The organism is Dyella sp. C9 (assembly GCF_003332825.1).
Lineage (GTDB): Bacteria > Pseudomonadota > Gammaproteobacteria > Xanthomonadales > Rhodanobacteraceae > Dyella.
Window position 1 is genome coordinate 20,618 of the sequence record NZ_QIRF01000024.1, and the last position, 17,207, is coordinate 37,824.

The window sequence follows — 17,207 nt, forward strand, 5'->3', positions numbered from 1 at the left end:
GCCGTCAGGCCGCGGCGGCGGCCTCCTGTGGCCATGCCACGGGCTGGCCACGCAGCGCGGCCAGCAGCCGCGCGCAGGCCTCGCGACGCAGCAGTTCACGGCGACGGAAGGCGGAGCGATGCTTGCTTTCCACCTGGGACTCGTCGCGTTCCGGTTCGCGGATGGGTAGCGCGAAGAAGCCGTCTGCCTGCAGCTCACCCTGGCATTCTTCCCAGAAGCCGTCGTAGTCGGCCTTGATCTTGTCGTCCTCGCCAGCGAACGGGTGCGCAAGATTGGAGACGCCGCGCACCTCGCGCGCGCCCGTGAACGAGCCGAAGGCGAGCAGCAGGGAGAACAGCAGGTTCTTCGGTCGTAGTCCGTAGCACTGCTTGGTCAGTTCCCGCACGGCCTCGCGGCCGAGTTCGGGCGCTGCACCCTGCAGGCAGCCCACCAGCAAGGTCTGGCCTGCGTCGGCGATGCTGAAGATCAGCGAAGACAGCACCTGCCCCTGGGAATTGGCCAGGCATAGCGCAAGCTCGCCCTCGCGGCTGCGGCCCAGCGGGCGACGCAGCTCCAGCAGCAGCTGGCTGCCATCCTTGAGGTTGAGTGCGCCCAATTCGTGGCGGCCGCTCAGGTAGATCGCATCGACCATGGCGGCCGGCAGGCAGCTGAAGGCGAAGTGATAGTGGCTGCGGATCACCGCCAGCCGGCGGGAACGCCCCATGCGCCGGTTGATGTAGTGGTGATGCCAGCGCTCGTGTAAGCGTGGATCATGCGCAAGAAAAGCACTCAGGCGCGGCGAATCGTACAGCTCGCGCAGCCAGGCGGATTGCCGCCGCGCCATGCGGGCACTGCGGGCGACGTATTTGAGGCCGGCGGCAAGGCGCTTGTGCAAGGGGCCTCGCCAGTCGCGGCGCTGGCTCAGGGAGCGCAGGAGCAGCCGGAATGACATGAAGGAACAGCAGTCGGGGAAAATACAGGCTGTGTTTTACCGAAACTAACTGTCGTCGACCTGTCACATGGACTAGTAGATGGACGGACTGCCTTCGGGCCGCGTCTTGAAGCGCTTGTGTACCCACAGGTATTGCTCGGGTGCGGCGCGCACCATCTGTTCGATGCAGCTGTTGACACGCGCGGTGTCGTCCAGCGCGTCGGCGGTGGGGAAGGGGGCCAGCGGAGCACCCAGGCGCAGCGCATAGCCGGCATTGCCCGGCAGGCGGCGGTGGTGGAAAGGAATCACCTGCGCACCGGACAGGCGCGCCAGGTGATGGGTGGCGGTGATGGTGGCCGCCGGCACGCCGAAGAACGGCACGAACACATTGTCCTTGCTGCGCATGTCCTGGTCGGGTGCGTACCACAGCGTGCCGCCGTTGCGCAGGTACTTCACCGTGCCGCGGATGTCGTCCTTGTCGAACATCGCCTCGGCGTAGTCGAGGCGCGCTCGCAGCACGACCCATTCGAACACCGCCGAATCCATCTTGCGGTACATGCCCGAGATGCGGATGCGCTGCGACACCAGTCGCGCGCACAGTTCCAGGTGCGAGAAATGCCCGCCGACCAGCAGCACGCCCTTGCCCTGTGCCCGCGCGGCCTCGAGGTGTTCCAGCCCCTCGATGGTGACGGGTACGTTGGCGATGGCGCGTTCGCTGCCCATCCAGCCCAGCGCGAACTCCATCATCATCAGGCCGATGTCGCGCAGGTGAGCGTCGACCAGCGCCGCCTGCTCGGCCTTGGACAGCTCGGGAAAGCACAGCGCGATATTCGCTTCGGCCACGTGGCGGCGCGGCGAGGGCACGCGTTGCACCAGCTGGCCCAGCAGGCGACCGAGCCCCATCAGCAAGGGGCGGGGCAGGCGCGCAATCAGCCAGATCACGCCCGCGCCCAGCCAGGCCGGCCAGTGTTGCGGGGCGAGCAGTGTGCGAGCGAACGGGGGACGAGGCATGCCGGGCATCTATGCCATTGTAGGGAACAAGCCAAAACGAGGCGAGCCGCACGCTTGACGCAGCCCCGGTCACGCGTGGCCGGCCCGCGGCAGGTAGCCGATATACTGGCGCACCGATTCGAAGGGCCTGCCGTTGCGCTATCTGTATACCCTCGCCATGTACCTGGTGACGCCGATCATCGTGCTGCGTCTGCTGGCGCGTGGCGTACGCTATCGCGACTACCACAAGCGCTGGCGCGAGCGCTTCGGCTTCTTCCAGGCCCCCGGCGTCAATGGCAGCCTGTGGGTGCATGCCGTGTCGGTGGGCGAGGTCAACGCGGCCGAGCCGCTGATCAAGGCGCTGCAGCGCGACTATCCGAACGCACCGTTGGTGGTCACCACGGTGACGCCGACCGGCTCCGAACGCGTGCGCCAGCTGTTCGGTGACAGCGTGTTCCATGTCTACCTGCCCTACGACCTGCCATTCGCGGTGAAGCGCTTTCTGCGCCGCGTGCGGCCACGCCTGGCGGTGATCGTCGAGACGGAGATCTGGCCCAACCTCTATTTTGCCTGCCGCAAGCGGGGCATCCCGTTGATGATCGTCAACGCCCGCCTGTCCGAACGCTCATTGCGTGGCTACAAGCCCATGGGCAGCCTGGTCTCGCGCGCGCTCGGTTGCGTGAGCCAGATCGCCGCACAGTCGCGTACCGATGCGGCGCGCTATCGCGTGCTGGGCGCAAGCGCCGAGAAGATCGTGGTCACCGGCAACATGAAGTTCGACATGCCGGTGCCATACGACGCAGGGCTCAAGGGCGAGGAGCTGCGCCAGCAGTGGGGACATCTGCGGCCGGCGTGGATCGCGGGCAGCACCCATGAAGGCGAGGAATTGCCGGTGCTCGAAGCGCACCTCGAGGTGCTCACGCGCTGGCCCGATGCCTTGCTGCTGATCGCACCGCGCCATCCGGAGCGCTTCAAGCTGGTGGAAAACTCCGCACGCAGCCTGGGTTTCACCGTGGGCACGCGCAGCGTCGATCGCGTGCCTTCGTCGGCACACCAGGTCTTCGTGATCGATGCCATGGGCGAGCTGATGCCGTTCTATGCGGCCTCGGACCTGGCCTTCGTGGGCGGCAGCCTGGTGCCTATCGGTGGCCACAACGTGCTGGAGCCGGCGGCGCTGTCCACCCCGGTGCTGGTGGGGCCGCATACTTTCAATTTCGAGGAGATCACCCTGACCTTGATCCAGGAGGGCGGCGCCATGCGGGTCGATGGCGCCGAGGAGCTGGGGACGGCGGTACTCAACTTGTTGCGTGACAAGCCGCGTTGCGAGCGCATGGGCATGGTGGCGCGCATCGTGTTCGACAGCGAGCGCGGCGCGGTCAAGCGCGTCATGGGCATGATCGACAACCTGCTGCAGGAATAGACGTCCAGGCCTCGCCCGCCTCATGCATGCGAAAAGGCCGGGACTAGCCCGGCCTTTTCGTGTGCGACGCAAGTGGTCCGCTGTTACTGCAGCATCGCGTTGACCAGCTCGACGTCCTTGAGTTCGATCGAGCCGGCCGATTCCTTCAGCTGCAGCTGATCCAGCACCAGGGCGTGGCGCGACTGCGAGTAGCTGCTTTCGGCCTGGGTCAGCGTCTGAATCGCGTTGAGCACGTTCAGCATGGTCTGGGTACCCACGTCGAAGCCGGCGCGGGTGGCATCCAGTGCCTTCTGGCCCGAATCCACCGAGGCCTTGTTCGCTTCCACCTGGCTGATGCCGGCAATCACCGAACGGTAGTAGTTCAGCGTGTCACGCACCACCTGGCGGCGGGTGCTTTCCAGCGAGTCCTGGGCCTCGTCGCGCTGGTAGATCGACTGGCGGACCTTGGACTGGGTGGCGCCGCCCGAGAAGATCGGGATGCTCACCGACAGGCCAACAGTGGTGCCGTAGGAACCGTTGCCGGGCACGTTGTAGTTGCCGTGCTCAAGCCAGGTGGTGTCCTTGCCGCGCGACACCGAGGCGTTGAGGGTCGGCAGGTGGCCGGCGCGCGCTGCGTTGATCGCGTGCTCGGCGGCCTCGACGCTGTACTGCCCGGCCTGGACGGTGGCATTGGACTTCAGCGCGGCCTGCACCCAGGCGTCCGGGTCGTTCGGCGCGGGCGGGGTGAGCGGCAGGTCCTCGCGCAGCTTCTTCAGCTCGCCCACCGGCTTGCCGGTGATCTGGGTCAGCGCTTCCTTGGAGTCGTTCAGCGTGTTCTGCGCCGCGATGGTCTGCGCCTTGGCCAGCTCGTAGTACGACTTCGCCTGGTAGACGTCGGTCACCGCGGACAGGCCCACCTTGAAGCGCTGGTCGGCCTGGTCATAGGCCTCCTTGTAGGCATCCTCGTTGGCCTTGGCGAACACCAGCGCATCCTGGCTGGTCAGCACGCCGAAGTAGGCCGTGGTGACGCGCACGAACAGGTCCTGCAGCGCGGCCTCGTAGGTGGCGTCCTGCGAACGCGCGGTGGAGCGCGCGACCGAGAGGTTGGCCCACTGGCTGAGGTCCACCACCGACTGGGTCAGCGAGGCCGACAGGTCGCGGGTGCGCGAATGGCCGGAGCCGCTGACCTCGCCACTGCTGAGCGCGCTGCCGGTGGACTGCTGGGTGAGGCCAAAGCTGCCGTTGAGTTGCGGCAGCATGACTGCACGCGCCTGCACGACGCCCTCACCGGTGGCCAGGCGGGTAGCTTCCGCCTGCGACAGCACCGGATCGTTGGCGCGGGCTTCTCGGTATGCATCCAGCAAGTCCTCGCTGTGGCCGGCCAGCGGGAGCGCCGACAGGGCCAGGGCAAGGGTCAGAAGCTTCAAGCGCATGGGTTGCCTCATGTTTGGGGAATGGATCAGAAAACGAAGCGGCGCGGCGGTTCGGCGTGCTTCAGGTACGGAAGGTCGGTTTCAAACAGCGATTCTTCGCGGTAGCGGCCGTTGCCCTCATGGGTGATCAGCAGCACGTGCTGCACCGGCGACTCGCCACGCACCACCAGCAGGCGACCGCCCGGCTTCAGCCAGGCCAGGAAGCGCTGCGGGATCTGGTACACCGCACCGGTGACCACCACCGCATCGAACAGGCCGGTCGGCTGCCAGCCGGCCACGGCTTCGCCGGTTTCCAGCTTGACGTTGGCGATGCCGGCCTTGGCCAGGCGGTCCCCCGCCGTGGCGGTGAAGTCGGCATGGATGTCCACGCTGGTGACGCCGGCGGACAGCTTGGCCATGCAGGCGGTAAGGAAGCCCGAGCCGGTGCCGATCTCCAGCACCTGGTCGGTCGGGGTCAGTTCCAGCGCCTGCAGCACGCGGCCCTCGACTACCGGCTTCATCATCACTTCGCCATGACCGAGCGGCAGGCACAGGTCGGCGAAGGCCAGCTTGCGGTGCTCCTCGGCAACGAAGTCCTCGCGGCGCACGCTGCCCAGCACGTCAAGTACGCGGGCATCCAGCACCTCCCAGGGGCGCACCTGGTTTTCCACCATGTTCAGTCGCGCCTGTTCGAAGTTCATCGCCATGTTGCTAACGTCCTATTCGGATCGGGAAAAAAGGCTAAAAAGGATAAGCGGTTAGCCAGTTTCCGACAATGTGCAAAGCGTGCGGCCTGGCCCCGGAGGCACGAAGTGCCGGAAGTCATCGCGCCTGGTTGACGGAAGTCATGCAGGACGCGGTGTCCGCGGACACTTATGCGCTACGGCGTTGAATTCTCGGCGAGGTCTCGCGCAGGCCCATTGGCAGCCGTGCCATCGCATCTTCCATGGCCTGATGCAAGGATGCGTCAAGGCGCTGGATGCGGGGCGCCGGCGACGCCTCGCCGCGGATGCGGGCGGCGACCGTCAGCCAGGCCAGCCAGCGCGCCAGGCGGCTGCGCTCGGTGGCGTCCACCAATGCCAGCGCGGCGCGTACGGCAAAGGCGTCCTGGCGGGCAGCGGCGGGGCCGCGCTCGAGCCAGGCCGCCAGCGCTCGCTGGGCCTTGCGGTACGCCTCGCTGAGTGAAAGTTCTGCGATAGTGGTGGACATGGGGCAAGCCGTGTATCGTGGCCGTGGAAAATAACTAAACCGCCGCGTATACTAAACGCGTGTTACCCATTTGTGAAGCCATTTGTGAAGGTGTTGCCATGAGTTCGATCCCGCAGACCAAGCCGCAGGGGCCCGGCCGTCCCAAGGACATGGAAAAGCGTGCGGCGATCCTGGAGGCCGCCAAGGCCCTGTTCATCCGCAACGCCTTCGCGGGCACCAGCATGGACGCCGTGGCCGCGGAGGCTGGCGTATCCAAGCTCACCGTCTACAGCCACTTCGGCGACAAGGACAACCTGTTCCGCGAGGTCATCCGTGCCCGCATCCAGGACCTGCTGCCGGAAGACACCTACCAGTACGTCCCGGGCGAGCACATCCGCGAGACGCTCGAGCGCATCGCCCTGCACCATGTCCGGCTGGACTGCGACGTGCAGAACGTGGGCACGTTCCGCGCCATCCTCAGCGACTGCCGCCAGGGCAACCCCCGCTACGGCCGGCTGCTGTGGGAAGAAGGCCCCGAGCGCGGCCACGAGCTGATGAAACGGCTGCTCCAGCAGGCCGTTGACGACGGCAAGCTGGACATCCCCAACGTCGGCCGCGCCGCCGGCCAGCTGATTTCGCTGATCAAGGGCGAGATGCTCATGCGTCGCATGTTCGGCTGCGAGGAGTGCGCCCAGTCCTATGCCGCCGAGCTGGAAGAGACCGCTCGCGATGGTGTCGAGATGTTCCTGCGCGCCTACCTTCCGCGCTGAAAAGCCCTGACTTGGCGGCCGGAGAAAGGCCGCTTGACGACCCGTCACTCGCGGTCCACCCCGCTTCGTGCTGAAATAGCCCCCTTGAAGCGGGGGTGCCGGCGTGAGCCGGCTGAGAGAGTCCCTTCGAACCTGATGCGGCTAGTACCGCTGTAGGGAGCTTCGCCGCACGGCCCCAAGTCCGTGCGCCAGGCGCCGTCGCTTCTGTTGCTGGTATGCGAATCCATTCGCGACACCCCGCGCTCCCGTGCGCGGGCTCCCCAACAAAAGCACGTCCCCTCGGGGACATCGCTTCGACCCCCGGACGGACACAAGCCGATGAATGCCCTGCCCAATGACCTCGCGCGCGCCGCGCAGGAACTCTCCGAAGCCGTGACGCGCCCGATCCCGGGCTCGCGCAAAATCTACGTGCAGGGCAGCCGGGCTGACCTGAAGGTGCCGCTGCGCGAAATCTGCCAGGCGCAGACGCCGACCCTGTTCGGGGGCGAATCGAACCCGCCGGTCACCGTCTACGACACCTCCGGCCCCTACACCGACCCCGACTACAAGGTGGACCTGGTCACCGGCCTGCCGGCGCTGCGCGCCGCCTGGATCGCCGAGCGCGGCGACACCGAGCAGCTGGCCGGCCTGAGCTCGGCCTTTGGCCGCGAGCGTGCCGCCGACCCGAAGCTGGACGCGTTCCGCTTCACCGCCACGCGCGCGCCGCGTCGCGCCAAGGCTGGCGCCAACGTCACCCAGATGCACTACGCGCGCCGCGGCATCGTCACGCCGGAGATGGAATACATCGCCATCCGCGAGAACCAGCGCATCGAAGCGCTGCAGGGCAGCGCGCTGCTCAACCAGCACCCGGGCCAGTCGTTCGGCGCGGCGCTGCCGAAGCTGATCACGCCCGAATTCGTGCGTGACGAAGTGGCCCGTGGCCGCGCCATCATCCCGGCCAACATCAACCACCCGGAAGCGGAGCCGATGATCATCGGCCGCAACTTCCTCACCAAGATCAACGCGAATATCGGTAATAGCGCGGTGAGCTCCGGCATCGCCGAGGAAGTGGAGAAGCTGGTGTGGTCGATCCGCTGGGGCGGCGACACGGTGATGGACCTCTCCACCGGCAAGCACATCCACGAGACGCGCGAGTGGATCATCCGCAACTCGCCGGTGCCGATCGGCACGGTTCCCATCTACCAGGCGCTGGAGAAGGTGGGCGGCGTCGCCGAGGACCTCAACTGGGAGATCTTCCGCGACACGCTGATCGAGCAGGCCGAGCAGGGCGTGGACTACTTCACCATCCATGCCGGCGTGCTGCTGCGCTTCGTGCCGCTGACCGCCAAGCGCGTCACCGGCATCGTCTCGCGCGGCGGTTCGATCATGGCCAAGTGGTGCCTGGCTCACCACAAGGAAAACTTCCTGTACACGCACTTCGAAGAGATCTGCGAGATCATGAAGGCGTACGACGTGTCCTTCAGCCTCGGTGACGGCCTGCGTCCGGGCAGCATCGCCGATGCCAACGACGCGGCGCAGTTCGGCGAGCTGGACACGCTGGGCGAACTGACCCAGATCGCCTGGAAGCACGACGTGCAGGTGATGATCGAAGGCCCCGGCCACGTGCCCATGCATCTCATCAAGGAGAACATGGACCGCCAGCTGGAGAAGTGCCACGAGGCGCCGTTCTACACGCTGGGGCCGCTGACCACTGACATCGCGCCGGGCTACGACCACATCACCTCCGCCATCGGTGCGGCGATGATCGGCTGGTTCGGTACGGCGATGCTCTGCTACGTGACGCCGAAGGAGCACCTGGGCCTGCCCAACAAGCAGGACGTGCGCGACGGCATCATCGCGTACAAGATCGCCGCGCATGCGGCGGACCTGGCCAAGGGCCATCCGGGCGCGCAGGTACGCGACAACGCGCTGAGCAAGGCGCGCTTCGAATTCCGCTGGGAAGACCAGTTCAACCTGGGCCTGGATCCGGAGAAGGCGAAGGAATTCCACGACGAGACGCTGCCGAAGGATGCGCACAAGAGCGCGCACTTCTGCTCGATGTGCGGCCCCAAGTTCTGCTCGATGAAGATCACGCAGGACGTGCGCGACTACGCTGCCGAGCACGGCACGGGCGAAATCGAAGCGCTGGAGGAAGGCATGGCCGAGAAGGCCGCCGAGTTCCGCCAGCAGGGCTCCGAGGTCTACCACAAGGCGTAATTGCTGTGCCGGCGCACCCCGTGCGCGGCTGACCTGTCGAAGCGGTGTGCTTCGTGGGATGGTCGCGCACAGGGTGCGCTCCTGCAGTTGGAAGCTACACCTGTAGCAGCGCCCCCTGTGCGCGATCAGCGCTTCGCACGGCCACGAGCTTGATTGCCGTCTCCCTCCCACGCCCTCGCTGTTCGGTACGCATGGCCGGCGTGATGCAGCGCGAGGGAGATTTTTCACCTGCGTTTCGCACCAAACGCCCTACGGTGCCCGGCATTGCCCAGCCAGCCCGTGGAGGCACGCCATGGCATCGAAACCGTTCGTCACCGACATCGAGACCATCCGCAAGCGCGCACGCGAGCATATCGACCAGGGCGCGATCACGGCCGGTTACAGTGCCGACCGCAAGACGGTGATCAAGCTGCTCAACGAGGCGCTCGCCACCGAGATCGTCTGCGTGCTGCGCTACAAGTACCACTACTACATGGCCAAGGGCATCCACGCCAAGAGCGTGGCGGCCGAGTTCCTGGAGCACGCGAACGAGGAGCAGGGCCATGCCGACCTGATCGCGCAGCGCATCACCCAGCTCGATGGCGCGCCGAACTTTTCGCCGGAAGGCCTGCTTACGCGCAGCCATGCCGATTACGTGGAAGGCGACGACCTGGTCGACATGATCAAGGAAGACCTGGTGGCCGAGCGCATCGCCATCGACAGCTATCGCGAGATCGTCAACTACATCGGGGCCAGCGATCCGACCACGCGCCGCCTGATGGAGGAGATCCTCGCGATGGAAGAGGAGCATGCGGAGGATCTTGCGACCCTGCTGGACAACCTCGGCAAGAAGGGCGAACCGGCGAAGCCGGGCCCGCAAAGGAAGAAACCGTCCAAGAGCTGAACCGCACGGTCAGCCACGTCGCGCCTTCGGCGTTAGCAAGGAGACGTGCAGCGATCGGGAGACGTGTCATGCCGACACCAAGCCGCGCCCGCGAAGGGCATGTGGTGCTTCGAGCCGTGCTGATTACGCTGGCCGTGGGAGTGCTGTTGGCCAGCGCGCTGATGTGGTGGTGGGTGCGCCAGGCCGACGAGGGCGGCGGCATGGCCGGGCAGGCCATGCAGACGGCGCAGCAAAGCGAACCGGCCGGCTGACGAAAGACACAAAAAAACGCGCCACCCGGAGGTGGCGCGTTCTGGTCAGGCGACTCAGGCCTTCTTGTCGGCCTGGTAGCGCTCGATGCCGGCGATGATTTCCGCCTTGGCCTCATCCGCGCCGACCCAACCCTCGACCTTCACCCACTTGCCCTTCTCCAGGTCCTTGTAGTGCTCGAAGAAGTGGCCGATGCGCTCCAGCCAGTGGCCGGACACCTGCTTGATGTCCTTGATGTGCGCGTAACCGGCGAAGATCTTTTCCACCGGCACCACCACCAGCTTCTCGTCGCTGCCAGCTTCGTCGGTCATCTTCAGCATGCCCACCGGCACGCAGCGGATCACCGAAGCCGGCACCAGCGGCAGCGGCAGGATCACCAGCGCGTCCAGCGGGTCGCCGTCGCCACCCAGGGTGCCCGGCACGTAGCCGTAGTTGCAGGGGTAGCGCATCGGGGTGGACAGGATGCGGTCGACGAAGATCGCGCCGCTTTCCTTCTCCACCTCGTACTTGACGGGCTCGGCGTCCTTCGGGATTTCGATGATGACGTTGATTTCGTCCGGAACCTTGCGGCCGGCGGGAACGAGGTGCAGACCCATGGGCGTGTCCTTCAGCGTAGTCAAAAGCAAAGACTTGGAAGGATACGGCAAAAGGTGGTGCATCGCAGCAGCCGGATGGCCGCCAGTTCAGCCGCCGATGTGGCGCCGGGGCGTGCTCAGGCCTGGTACGGCCGCTCGCGTAACCACTTGGTGGCAATCCACTTTTCGCCCTTCACTACGGGCAGGCCGGCATGCAGCGAGGCCTGGTCGCCGGTGTCGTAGGCGAAATAGACGGCCGAACCGCGCTGGGCGGTGACGGTAAGGCCGATCGCCGGGAACCCGGTGCCGCCGCCCGCCTCGGGGGTGTTGAGATACATCACCACGCTGGCGATGCGTTGGCCACCACGCGCTGTGACCGCGCCGAAGCCCGGCTGGGTAGGATCGAACCAGTCGAAGTGCGGTTCGTATTCCTGGCCGGGCAGGTAATGCAGGATCTGCAGCCCTTCGCCATGGCTCACCGGGATGTCGAGCAGATGTGCGATGCGCTGCTCGATCCGCTGCACCAGCGGCGTCTCGCCGATGCGGAAGAACATGCCCTGGCTGGTGCGTCGCTCGTCGGTCTGGTGCTTGCCGTCGACATCCACGGTAAGCGAGCGCTGCAGGCGCGGGCTGGCCTCGCCGATGAGCGCGTCGCACTCCTCGCCGGTGAGCAAGTCCTCCAGCAGGCGGATGACCGGGCGTTCCGTGCTCAGGCCCACGCGCACCGTGTGGCCGTCCACGACTTGGCGTGGAGCCTCCGGATGGCGCGTGCGGTAGGTCTTGCCGGACTCCTTGATGTTGGTGCTCAAGGTCGTCATCGGCATGTTGAGCACGCGGGCGAGGATATGCCGGCTCTGGTCTTCCTTGTAGCCGGCGTCCTTCATCAGGCGCAGCACGTCGCCCGGGCCGTAGCCGGAGCGGACCGTGGAAAGGATCCATTCGCGCAGTTCGGGGCGGATCGTGTGCTCTTTCATGCGTGATCGATGGGGACACCGGGAAGCCCGGCGTCCCATCTTACGCATCGGTGATGCTTACTTCACGTGATCCCACAGGTAGGTGTAGCCGAGCGCACTCATGAATGCCGCCTGCTTGTTGTCGGCCGCGGCGCCGTGGCCGCCCTCGATGTTCTCGTAGAAGCTGGCGTCATAGCCGAGCCCTTCGAGCTTGGCGTACATCTTGCGCGCGTGCACCGGGCCCACGCGGTCGTCGCGGGTGGAGGTGGTGAACAGCACCGGCGGATAGTTCTGGCCGGCCTTGGCGTTGGTGTACGGCGAGAAGGTCTTGATCCATGCCCACTCCTGCGGCTTGTCCGGGTCGCCGTATTCGGCGATCCACGATGCGCCCGCCGAGAGATGGGTGTAGCGCTGCATGTCGAGCAGGGCTACCTGGCTGACGATGGCGCCGTACAGCTGCGGATACAGCGTGAGCATGTTGCCCATCAGCAGTCCGCCGTTGCTGCCGCCCATGGCGCCCAGGTGGGCGGGCGAGGTGATCTTGCGGGCGAACAGGTCCTCGGACACGGCGGCGAAATCCTCATAGGCCCGCAGGCGATTGGCCTTCATGGCCGCCTGGTGCCAGCGCGGGCCGTATTCGCCACCGCCGCGGATATTGGCAATGACGTACACGCCGCCCTTGTCCAGCCATGCGCGCCCGATGCTGCCGCTGTAGGCCGGTTGCAGCGCGATTTCAAAGCCGCCGTAGCCGTACTGCAGGGTGGGGTTGACGCCATTCGTCTGGAGGTCCTTCGGCGCGATCTCGAAGTAGGGCACGCGGGTGCCATCCTTGGAGGTGGCGAAGTGCTGGCTCACCACGTATTTCGAGGCGTCGAAGAAGCTCGGGCTGTGCTTGATCGCCTGCGCCTCGCCCTGGCCAAGGGTGCCGTAATACAGCGTGGTGGGCTGCAGGAAACCGCTGACGGTAAGGAAGTAGTCGTCGCTGGTGTCGTCATCGACGCCCACCGCGGCGATCTGGGACAGCGCCGGCGCGCCACCGAGGCTCTGCCGCTTCCATTCGCCAGGGCCGGGGGTAAGCACCTCCAGCTTGTTCACCACGTTGTCCATCACGTTGAGGATCAGCTGGTGACGCGTCCACGAATAGCCGTCCAGCGCGGTGGTCGCGGTAGGAGCGAACAGCACGTTGAGCTCGCGCTTGCCGGCCATGTAGTCGTCGAAGCGGGTCGCGAGCAGCGAGCCGGACTTGTAGGTCTTGCCGCCCACCGTCCAGTCGCTGCGCGGCTCGATCAGCAGCCACTCGCGATGCACGTCGGTCTGGGCATCGGTGGGAACGTCGATCCTGGTCAGCTTGCCATCCTTGCCGCGAAAAAAGCTCTCGCTGTCGTAGAAGGCGATCTGCCGGGTGACGAAGTCGCGTTCGAAGCCCGGCGTGTTGTCACGGAAGGCCGAGACGCTCATGTCGTTGGCCTTCACCTCGTACACGGTGACGGCGCTGGCCAACGGCGTGCCGCGTCGCCACTCCTTGACGATGCGCGGATAGCTGGAGGTGGTCATCGAGCCCGGGCCAAAATCGGTGGCCACATAGAGGTGGTCCTTGTCCTTCCAGCCGACGTTGCTCTTGGCTTCGGGCAGTTCGAATCCACCCTTGACGAATTGCTTCGCCGACAGGTCGAACTCACGCACCACGTCGGCATCGGCGCCGCCGCGCGAGAGCATTACCAGGCAACGCTGGTAGTCGGGCTTGAGGCATTGCGCGCCGTGCCACACCCAGTTCTCGTTCTCCGCCTTGGCCAGCGCGTCCAGGTCGATCACGGTCTCCCATGCCGGCTTGTCCTTGCGGTACTCGGCCAGCGTGGTGCGGCGCCACAGTCCCTTGGGATGGTCCTGGTCGCGCCAGAAGTTGTAGTAGAGGTCGCCGATCTTGGCTACCATCGGAATGCGGTCGGTCGAGTCGAGCACTTCCAGCAGGCGTGCATCGAGCTGCTTGAACTCGGCACTCTGGGCATAGGCAGCCACGGTCTTGGCGTTCTGGGTCTTCACCCAGTCCAGCTGCCTGGCACCGTCGATGTTTTCCAGCCAAAGGTTGGGATCGCTGGCGGCGGGAGCGAGGTTGTCGTTTGCATGGGTCATGCCGCCTAGTGTGACGGCCAGTGCCAGGGCGAGCCAGCGCGGAGACTTGGACTTCATGGATCTTCCTTGAGGGTGAAAGGCCCTTGCTGCTTCCGGGAGAAGCAGTGAGGGGCAGGTGCTTGCGGGATGATCGCTTCCAGACTGGAACCGGAGCCAGCGTGGCCCCTCACCCCAACCCTCTCCCCTGGAGGGGAGAGGGGGCAAACGTGCCGTGCGGGTTCGCCCGATCACCGTTCCGGCAATCGGGCGCGCCATGCTTACAGCAGAGGTATCAGCAAAAGGGCCACGATGTTGATGATCTTGATGAGCGGGTTCACCGCCGGGCCCGCGGTGTCCTTGTAAGGGTCACCCACGGTGTCGCCGGTCACGGCCGCCTTGTGGGCCTCCGAACCCTTGCCGCCGAAGTGATCGTCCTCGATGTACTTCTTGGCGTTGTCCCAGGCGCCACCGCCGGTGGTCATCGAGATGGCCACGAACAGGCCGGTGACGATGGTGCCGATCAGCACGCCGCCCAGGGCCTGCGCGCCGGCCTCGGGGCCACCCAGCCACTTGAAGCCGAACACCACGGCGACCGGCACCAGCACCGGCAGCAGCGAGGGAATCAGCATTTCCTTGATGGCCGAACGGGTCAGCATGTCCACCGCGCGCGAGTAGTCCGGTTTGGTGGTGCCTTCCATGATGCCCTTGATCTCGCGGAACTGGCGGCGTACCTCTTCCACCACCGCGCCGGCGGCGCGGCCGACCGCTTCCATGGCCATGGCGCCGAACAGGTAAGGGATCAGGCCGCCGATCAGCAGGCCGATGATCACGTAAGGGTTGGAGAGGTCGAAACGGAAGTCGTCGATGTTCAGGTGCTTGGTGAGGTTGTGCGTGTAGTCGGCGAACAGCACCAGCGCGGCCAGGCCCGCCGAACCGATCGCATAGCCCTTGGTCACCGCCTTGGTGGTGTTGCCCACGGCGTCGAGCGGGTCGGTGACACCGCGCACTTCGGGCGGCAGGTCGGCCATCTCGGCGATGCCGCCGGCGTTGTCGGTGATCGGGCCGTAGGCGTCCAGCGCCACGATCATGCCGGTCATGCTGAGCATGGCGGTGGCGGCGATGGCGATGCCATACAGGCCGGCCAGCTGGTAGGCGCCCCAGATGGCGGCGCATACCGCCAGCACGGGCATGGCGGTGGACTTCATCGACACACCGATGCCGGCGATGATGTTGGTGGCATGGCCGGTGGTGGAGGCGCGGGCCACGTGCTGCACCGGCTTGTACTCGGTGGCGGTGTAGTACTCGGTGATCACCACCATCGCGCCGGTGAGCACCAGGCCGATCAGGGCGCAGCCGTACAGGTGGCCCACGCCATAGGCGGAATCGGCCATCAGCTGGCTGGTGATGGGCCAGAACGCGATGGCGGCGAGCACGCCGGATACCGCCACGCCCGCATACAGCGCATTCATGATCTTGGGCCCGCGCGCCTTCACGAAGAAGGTGCCGATCACCGAGGCGATGATCGAGGCGCCGCCCAGCAGCAGCGGGAACAGCACGCCGTTGCTGCCGGTCTGCTCGGCCATCACGCCGCCCAGCAGCATGGTGGCGATCAGGGTCACCGCATAGGTTTCGAACAGGTCGGCTGCCATGCCGGCGCAGTCGCCCACGTTGTCGCCCACGTTGTCGGCGATCACGGCCGGGTTGCGCGGATCATCCTCGGGAATGCCAGCCTCGACCTTGCCCACCAGGTCGGCACCCACATCGGCGCCCTTGGTGAAGATGCCGCCGCCCAGGCGGGCGAAGATCGAGATGAGCGAGGAGCCAAAGGCCAGGCCCACCAGTGCGTGCAGCGCATGCATGGTCTCGAAGCCCATGCGGTTGAGCACCACGTAGTAACCGGTGACGCCAAGCAGGGCCAGGCCCACTACCAGCATGCCGGTGATCGCGCCGCCGCGGAACGCCACTTTCAGCGCCGCGGCCAGGCCGCCACGGGCCGCCTCGGCGGTGCGCACGTTCGCGCGCACCGAGACGTTCATGCCGATGTATCCGGTAGCGCCGGACAGCACCGCGCCGATCGCAAAGCCGATCGCGGTGGCCCAGTCCAGCGCAAAGCCGATGATCAGGAACAGCACCACACCGACGCCGCCGATCGTGGCGTACTGGCGATTGAGATACGCCTTCGCACCTTCCTGGATCGCGGAAGCGATCTCTTGCATGCGTGCATTGCCCGGCGATTGTGCCAAGACCCAGCGCACTGACAGTGCGCCGTAGAGAACCGCCAGGACCGCACATGCCAGCACGATCCACAAGCCATACTGCTGCAGCATCGGAGCCTCCCCATGGGTGGTAACCACAACGTCGGGAGCGCCATCGGCGACCCCCGACACGGCGGCCGCCCTTGCGGGCGGTCTGGGCGAGTATAGGCAATTGCAGTGACGATCAGTGTTGTGCGATGCAGCGCTGGAGCATTCCGCCGCATCGCAGCTACACGGTGTTCTTACGGCCACGTCCGATCAGGACGACGCGTTGCTCGGCGCAGGCTTTCGTGCGTGTTGGATGGCTCTCTGTAAGGTGAGGGACTGCGCCCGTCATTTCCCTGCGCGCCGAATTCACCAGGACAGTCGGGGCGAATCCCTCCCGACCCTTGGATTTGTCCCCGTACTGTCATGCTGAGAGAGCGCCATGAACGAAGAGTCGCATCCCGACGAGGCCGTCGCGGCACCCGTCATTGATACCCCGGAGAGCCTCGCCCCGGTGCTGCAGGAGACGCCCGGCCCCAAGCCCGCCTTCTGGCAGACGCGCTGTGGTCTCATCCTGGCCCAGCCGTGCAGGACGCCAGTCACGCGATCCTTGTCGGAGTACGGCGAGTGGATCGAACAGGAGCTCGATACCATCGGCGCCCTGCTCGACGAGGGGCAGGCCGTGCTTCAGTACGGCGCGGAGTACGGTGCGCAAACCCTGTGGCTGTCGAAGCTCGTCGGCCAGGGCGGAAGGGTCCATGTCGTCGAACCGCGCCGCCTCGACCATATTGCGCTGTGCTCCACGCTGGCACTCAACGGCGTCCGCAATGTCTACCCGCTGCACGCGGCGCTTGGGGAAAAGCAAGGCGCCACCGTGTACCTCGATGCCGCCGATGACCAGCCGGCGGAAACCTGTACGCAGATGACGCTCGATGCGCTGCGGCTCGGCAAGCTGCATCTGGTCAAGGTCAATCGTGCCGGTGGCCTGCTGCCGTTGCTGGCGGGTGCGGAAGCGACGCTGCGCCATGACCACCCCATCATCTATTTCCGCCTTTCCCATAGTGACCAGGCGATGGAGGAGATCAAGGCACTCAAGGGCCTTGGCTATCGCTGCTGGTCGCATCTGCCTTACCTGCACAGCGCGCTGAATTTTGCAGGGAGCACGTCGAACATCTTCCCGGGCTGGGTCAGCCAGAACGTGATTGCCACGCACAGGGAGGCTGACGAGGTGTTCTCACACCTGCTCGAACTCTGAGCCTGGAAGACGAGCAAGGGATGCGCGCAGCCAAGGTCCGTTCCATCGCGAGGTGCGCCCTGCTTCCCTGGGTGCTGC

General features: G+C 65.9%; 15 protein-coding genes and 1 riboswitch. Of the genes, 6 read left to right on the forward strand and 9 right to left on the reverse strand.

Annotated elements, in window-relative coordinates; genetic code table 11:
* Window positions 1–4: 4 nt before the first annotated feature.
* Together DVU99_RS18870 and lpxL are read right to left on the reverse strand one after the other, a co-directional pair.
* Entirely contained in the window at window positions 5–931 is a 927-nt protein-coding gene (locus tag DVU99_RS18870; RefSeq protein WP_114241777.1) for a DUF535 family protein, read from the reverse strand.
* A gap of 72 nt (window positions 932–1,003) precedes the next feature.
* Window positions 1,004–1,921, reverse strand: a complete 918-nt coding sequence (gene lpxL / locus DVU99_RS18875; RefSeq protein ID WP_114241812.1) for an LpxL/LpxP family Kdo(2)-lipid IV(A) lauroyl/palmitoleoyl acyltransferase — start codon at window positions 1,919–1,921, stop codon at window positions 1,004–1,006.
* A 133-nt stretch (window positions 1,922–2,054) separates the two neighbouring features.
* Here lpxL and waaA point away from each other — a divergent pair, with 133 nt between their 5' ends.
* Window positions 2,055–3,320: a lipid IV(A) 3-deoxy-D-manno-octulosonic acid transferase gene (gene waaA / locus DVU99_RS18880; RefSeq protein WP_114241778.1), complete on the forward strand. Its 1,266-nt coding sequence runs from the start codon at window positions 2,055–2,057 to the stop codon at window positions 3,318–3,320.
* A gap of 83 nt (window positions 3,321–3,403) precedes the next feature.
* On the opposite strand, the gene DVU99_RS18885 is transcribed toward waaA, so the two are convergent.
* The 3 genes from DVU99_RS18885 to DVU99_RS18895 all read right to left on the reverse strand — a co-directional run bounded on the left by DVU99_RS18885 (window position 3,404) and on the right by DVU99_RS18895 (window position 5,920).
* Window positions 3,404–4,732, reverse strand: coding sequence for a TolC family outer membrane protein (locus DVU99_RS18885; protein WP_114241779.1), 1,329 nt, complete (start codon window positions 4,730–4,732; stop codon window positions 3,404–3,406).
* A 26-nt stretch (window positions 4,733–4,758) separates the two neighbouring features.
* Window positions 4,759–5,418, reverse strand: a complete 660-nt coding sequence (locus DVU99_RS18890) for a protein-L-isoaspartate O-methyltransferase (RefSeq protein ID WP_114241780.1) — start codon at window positions 5,416–5,418, stop codon at window positions 4,759–4,761.
* A 166-nt stretch (window positions 5,419–5,584) separates the two neighbouring features.
* Entirely contained in the window at window positions 5,585–5,920 is a 336-nt protein-coding gene (locus tag DVU99_RS18895; protein WP_114241781.1) for a hypothetical protein, read from the reverse strand.
* 98 nt (window positions 5,921–6,018) lie between these two features.
* Here DVU99_RS18895 and DVU99_RS18900 point away from each other — a divergent pair, with 98 nt between their 5' ends.
* The 4 genes from DVU99_RS18900 to DVU99_RS18915 all read left to right on the forward strand — a co-directional run bounded on the left by DVU99_RS18900 (window position 6,019) and on the right by DVU99_RS18915 (window position 9,999).
* The gene (locus tag DVU99_RS18900; protein WP_114241782.1) at window positions 6,019–6,669 is read left to right on the forward strand and encodes a TetR/AcrR family transcriptional regulator; all 651 of its coding nucleotides are present in this window, start codon (window positions 6,019–6,021) and stop codon (window positions 6,667–6,669) included.
* A gap of 81 nt (window positions 6,670–6,750) precedes the next feature.
* Window positions 6,751–6,845, forward strand: a riboswitch (TPP riboswitch).
* A gap of 142 nt (window positions 6,846–6,987) precedes the next feature.
* Complete coding sequence (gene thiC, locus DVU99_RS18905) at window positions 6,988–8,865, forward strand: phosphomethylpyrimidine synthase ThiC (RefSeq protein WP_114241783.1); 1,878 nt, start codon at window positions 6,988–6,990, stop codon at window positions 8,863–8,865.
* 292 nt (window positions 8,866–9,157) lie between these two features.
* The gene (locus DVU99_RS18910) at window positions 9,158–9,748 is read left to right on the forward strand and encodes a bacterioferritin (protein WP_114241784.1); all 591 of its coding nucleotides are present in this window, start codon (window positions 9,158–9,160) and stop codon (window positions 9,746–9,748) included.
* 68 nt (window positions 9,749–9,816) lie between these two features.
* Window positions 9,817–9,999, forward strand: coding sequence for a hypothetical protein (locus DVU99_RS18915; RefSeq protein WP_114241785.1), 183 nt, complete (start codon window positions 9,817–9,819; stop codon window positions 9,997–9,999).
* A 54-nt stretch (window positions 10,000–10,053) separates the two neighbouring features.
* On the opposite strand, the gene ppa is transcribed toward DVU99_RS18915, so the two are convergent.
* The 4 genes from ppa to DVU99_RS18935 form a co-directional block, all read right to left on the reverse strand.
* On the reverse strand, window positions 10,054–10,593 hold the full coding sequence (ppa, locus tag DVU99_RS18920; RefSeq protein WP_114241786.1) for an inorganic diphosphatase: 540 nt from the start codon (window positions 10,591–10,593) through the stop codon (window positions 10,054–10,056).
* A 116-nt stretch (window positions 10,594–10,709) separates the two neighbouring features.
* Window positions 10,710–11,546, reverse strand: coding sequence for a 2OG-Fe(II) oxygenase (locus tag DVU99_RS18925; protein WP_114241787.1), 837 nt, complete (start codon window positions 11,544–11,546; stop codon window positions 10,710–10,712).
* A gap of 57 nt (window positions 11,547–11,603) precedes the next feature.
* The gene (locus DVU99_RS18930; RefSeq protein WP_232823665.1) at window positions 11,604–13,655 is read right to left on the reverse strand and encodes a prolyl oligopeptidase family protein; all 2,052 of its coding nucleotides are present in this window, start codon (window positions 13,653–13,655) and stop codon (window positions 11,604–11,606) included.
* Window positions 13,656–13,912: 257 nt separating this feature from the next.
* Window positions 13,913–15,961, reverse strand: coding sequence for a sodium-translocating pyrophosphatase (locus DVU99_RS18935; protein ID WP_114241789.1), 2,049 nt, complete (start codon window positions 15,959–15,961; stop codon window positions 13,913–13,915).
* Window positions 15,962–16,316: 355 nt separating this feature from the next.
* Between DVU99_RS18935 and DVU99_RS18940 the strand changes: the two genes are divergently transcribed.
* The gene (locus DVU99_RS18940; protein WP_114241790.1) at window positions 16,317–17,129 is read left to right on the forward strand and encodes a hypothetical protein; all 813 of its coding nucleotides are present in this window, start codon (window positions 16,317–16,319) and stop codon (window positions 17,127–17,129) included.
* Window positions 17,130–17,207 lie beyond the last annotated feature (78 nt).

Bases quoted from the DNA above. Each gene is read 5' to 3' on its own strand.
- DVU99_RS18910 (WP_114241784.1), top strand. From the start codon at position 9,158: ATGGCATCGAAACCGTTCGTCACCGACATCGAGACCATCCGCAAGCGC.
- thiC (WP_114241783.1), top strand. From the start codon at position 6,988: ATGAATGCCCTGCCCAATGACCTCGCGCGCGCCGCGCAGGAACTCTCC.
- DVU99_RS18895 (WP_114241781.1), bottom strand. From the start codon at position 5,920: ATGTCCACCACTATCGCAGAACTTTCACTCAGCGAGGCGTACCGCAAG.
- DVU99_RS18885 (WP_114241779.1), bottom strand. From the start codon at position 4,732: ATGCGCTTGAAGCTTCTGACCCTTGCCCTGGCCCTGTCGGCGCTCCCG.
- DVU99_RS18925 (WP_114241787.1), bottom strand. From the start codon at position 11,546: ATGAAAGAGCACACGATCCGCCCCGAACTGCGCGAATGGATCCTTTCC.
- DVU99_RS18915 (WP_114241785.1), top strand. From the start codon at position 9,817: ATGCCGACACCAAGCCGCGCCCGCGAAGGGCATGTGGTGCTTCGAGCC.
- DVU99_RS18900 (WP_114241782.1), top strand. From the start codon at position 6,019: ATGAGTTCGATCCCGCAGACCAAGCCGCAGGGGCCCGGCCGTCCCAAG.
- DVU99_RS18930 (WP_232823665.1), bottom strand. From the start codon at position 13,655: ATGACCCATGCAAACGACAACCTCGCTCCCGCCGCCAGCGATCCCAAC.
- lpxL (WP_114241812.1), bottom strand. From the start codon at position 1,921: ATGCCTCGTCCCCCGTTCGCTCGCACACTGCTCGCCCCGCAACACTGG.
- DVU99_RS18935 (WP_114241789.1), bottom strand. From the start codon at position 15,961: ATGCTGCAGCAGTATGGCTTGTGGATCGTGCTGGCATGTGCGGTCCTG.
- DVU99_RS18940 (WP_114241790.1), top strand. From the start codon at position 16,317: ATGAACGAAGAGTCGCATCCCGACGAGGCCGTCGCGGCACCCGTCATT.
- DVU99_RS18890 (WP_114241780.1), bottom strand. From the start codon at position 5,418: ATGGCGATGAACTTCGAACAGGCGCGACTGAACATGGTGGAAAACCAG.
- ppa (WP_114241786.1), bottom strand. From the start codon at position 10,593: ATGGGTCTGCACCTCGTTCCCGCCGGCCGCAAGGTTCCGGACGAAATC.
- DVU99_RS18870 (WP_114241777.1), bottom strand. From the start codon at position 931: ATGTCATTCCGGCTGCTCCTGCGCTCCCTGAGCCAGCGCCGCGACTGG.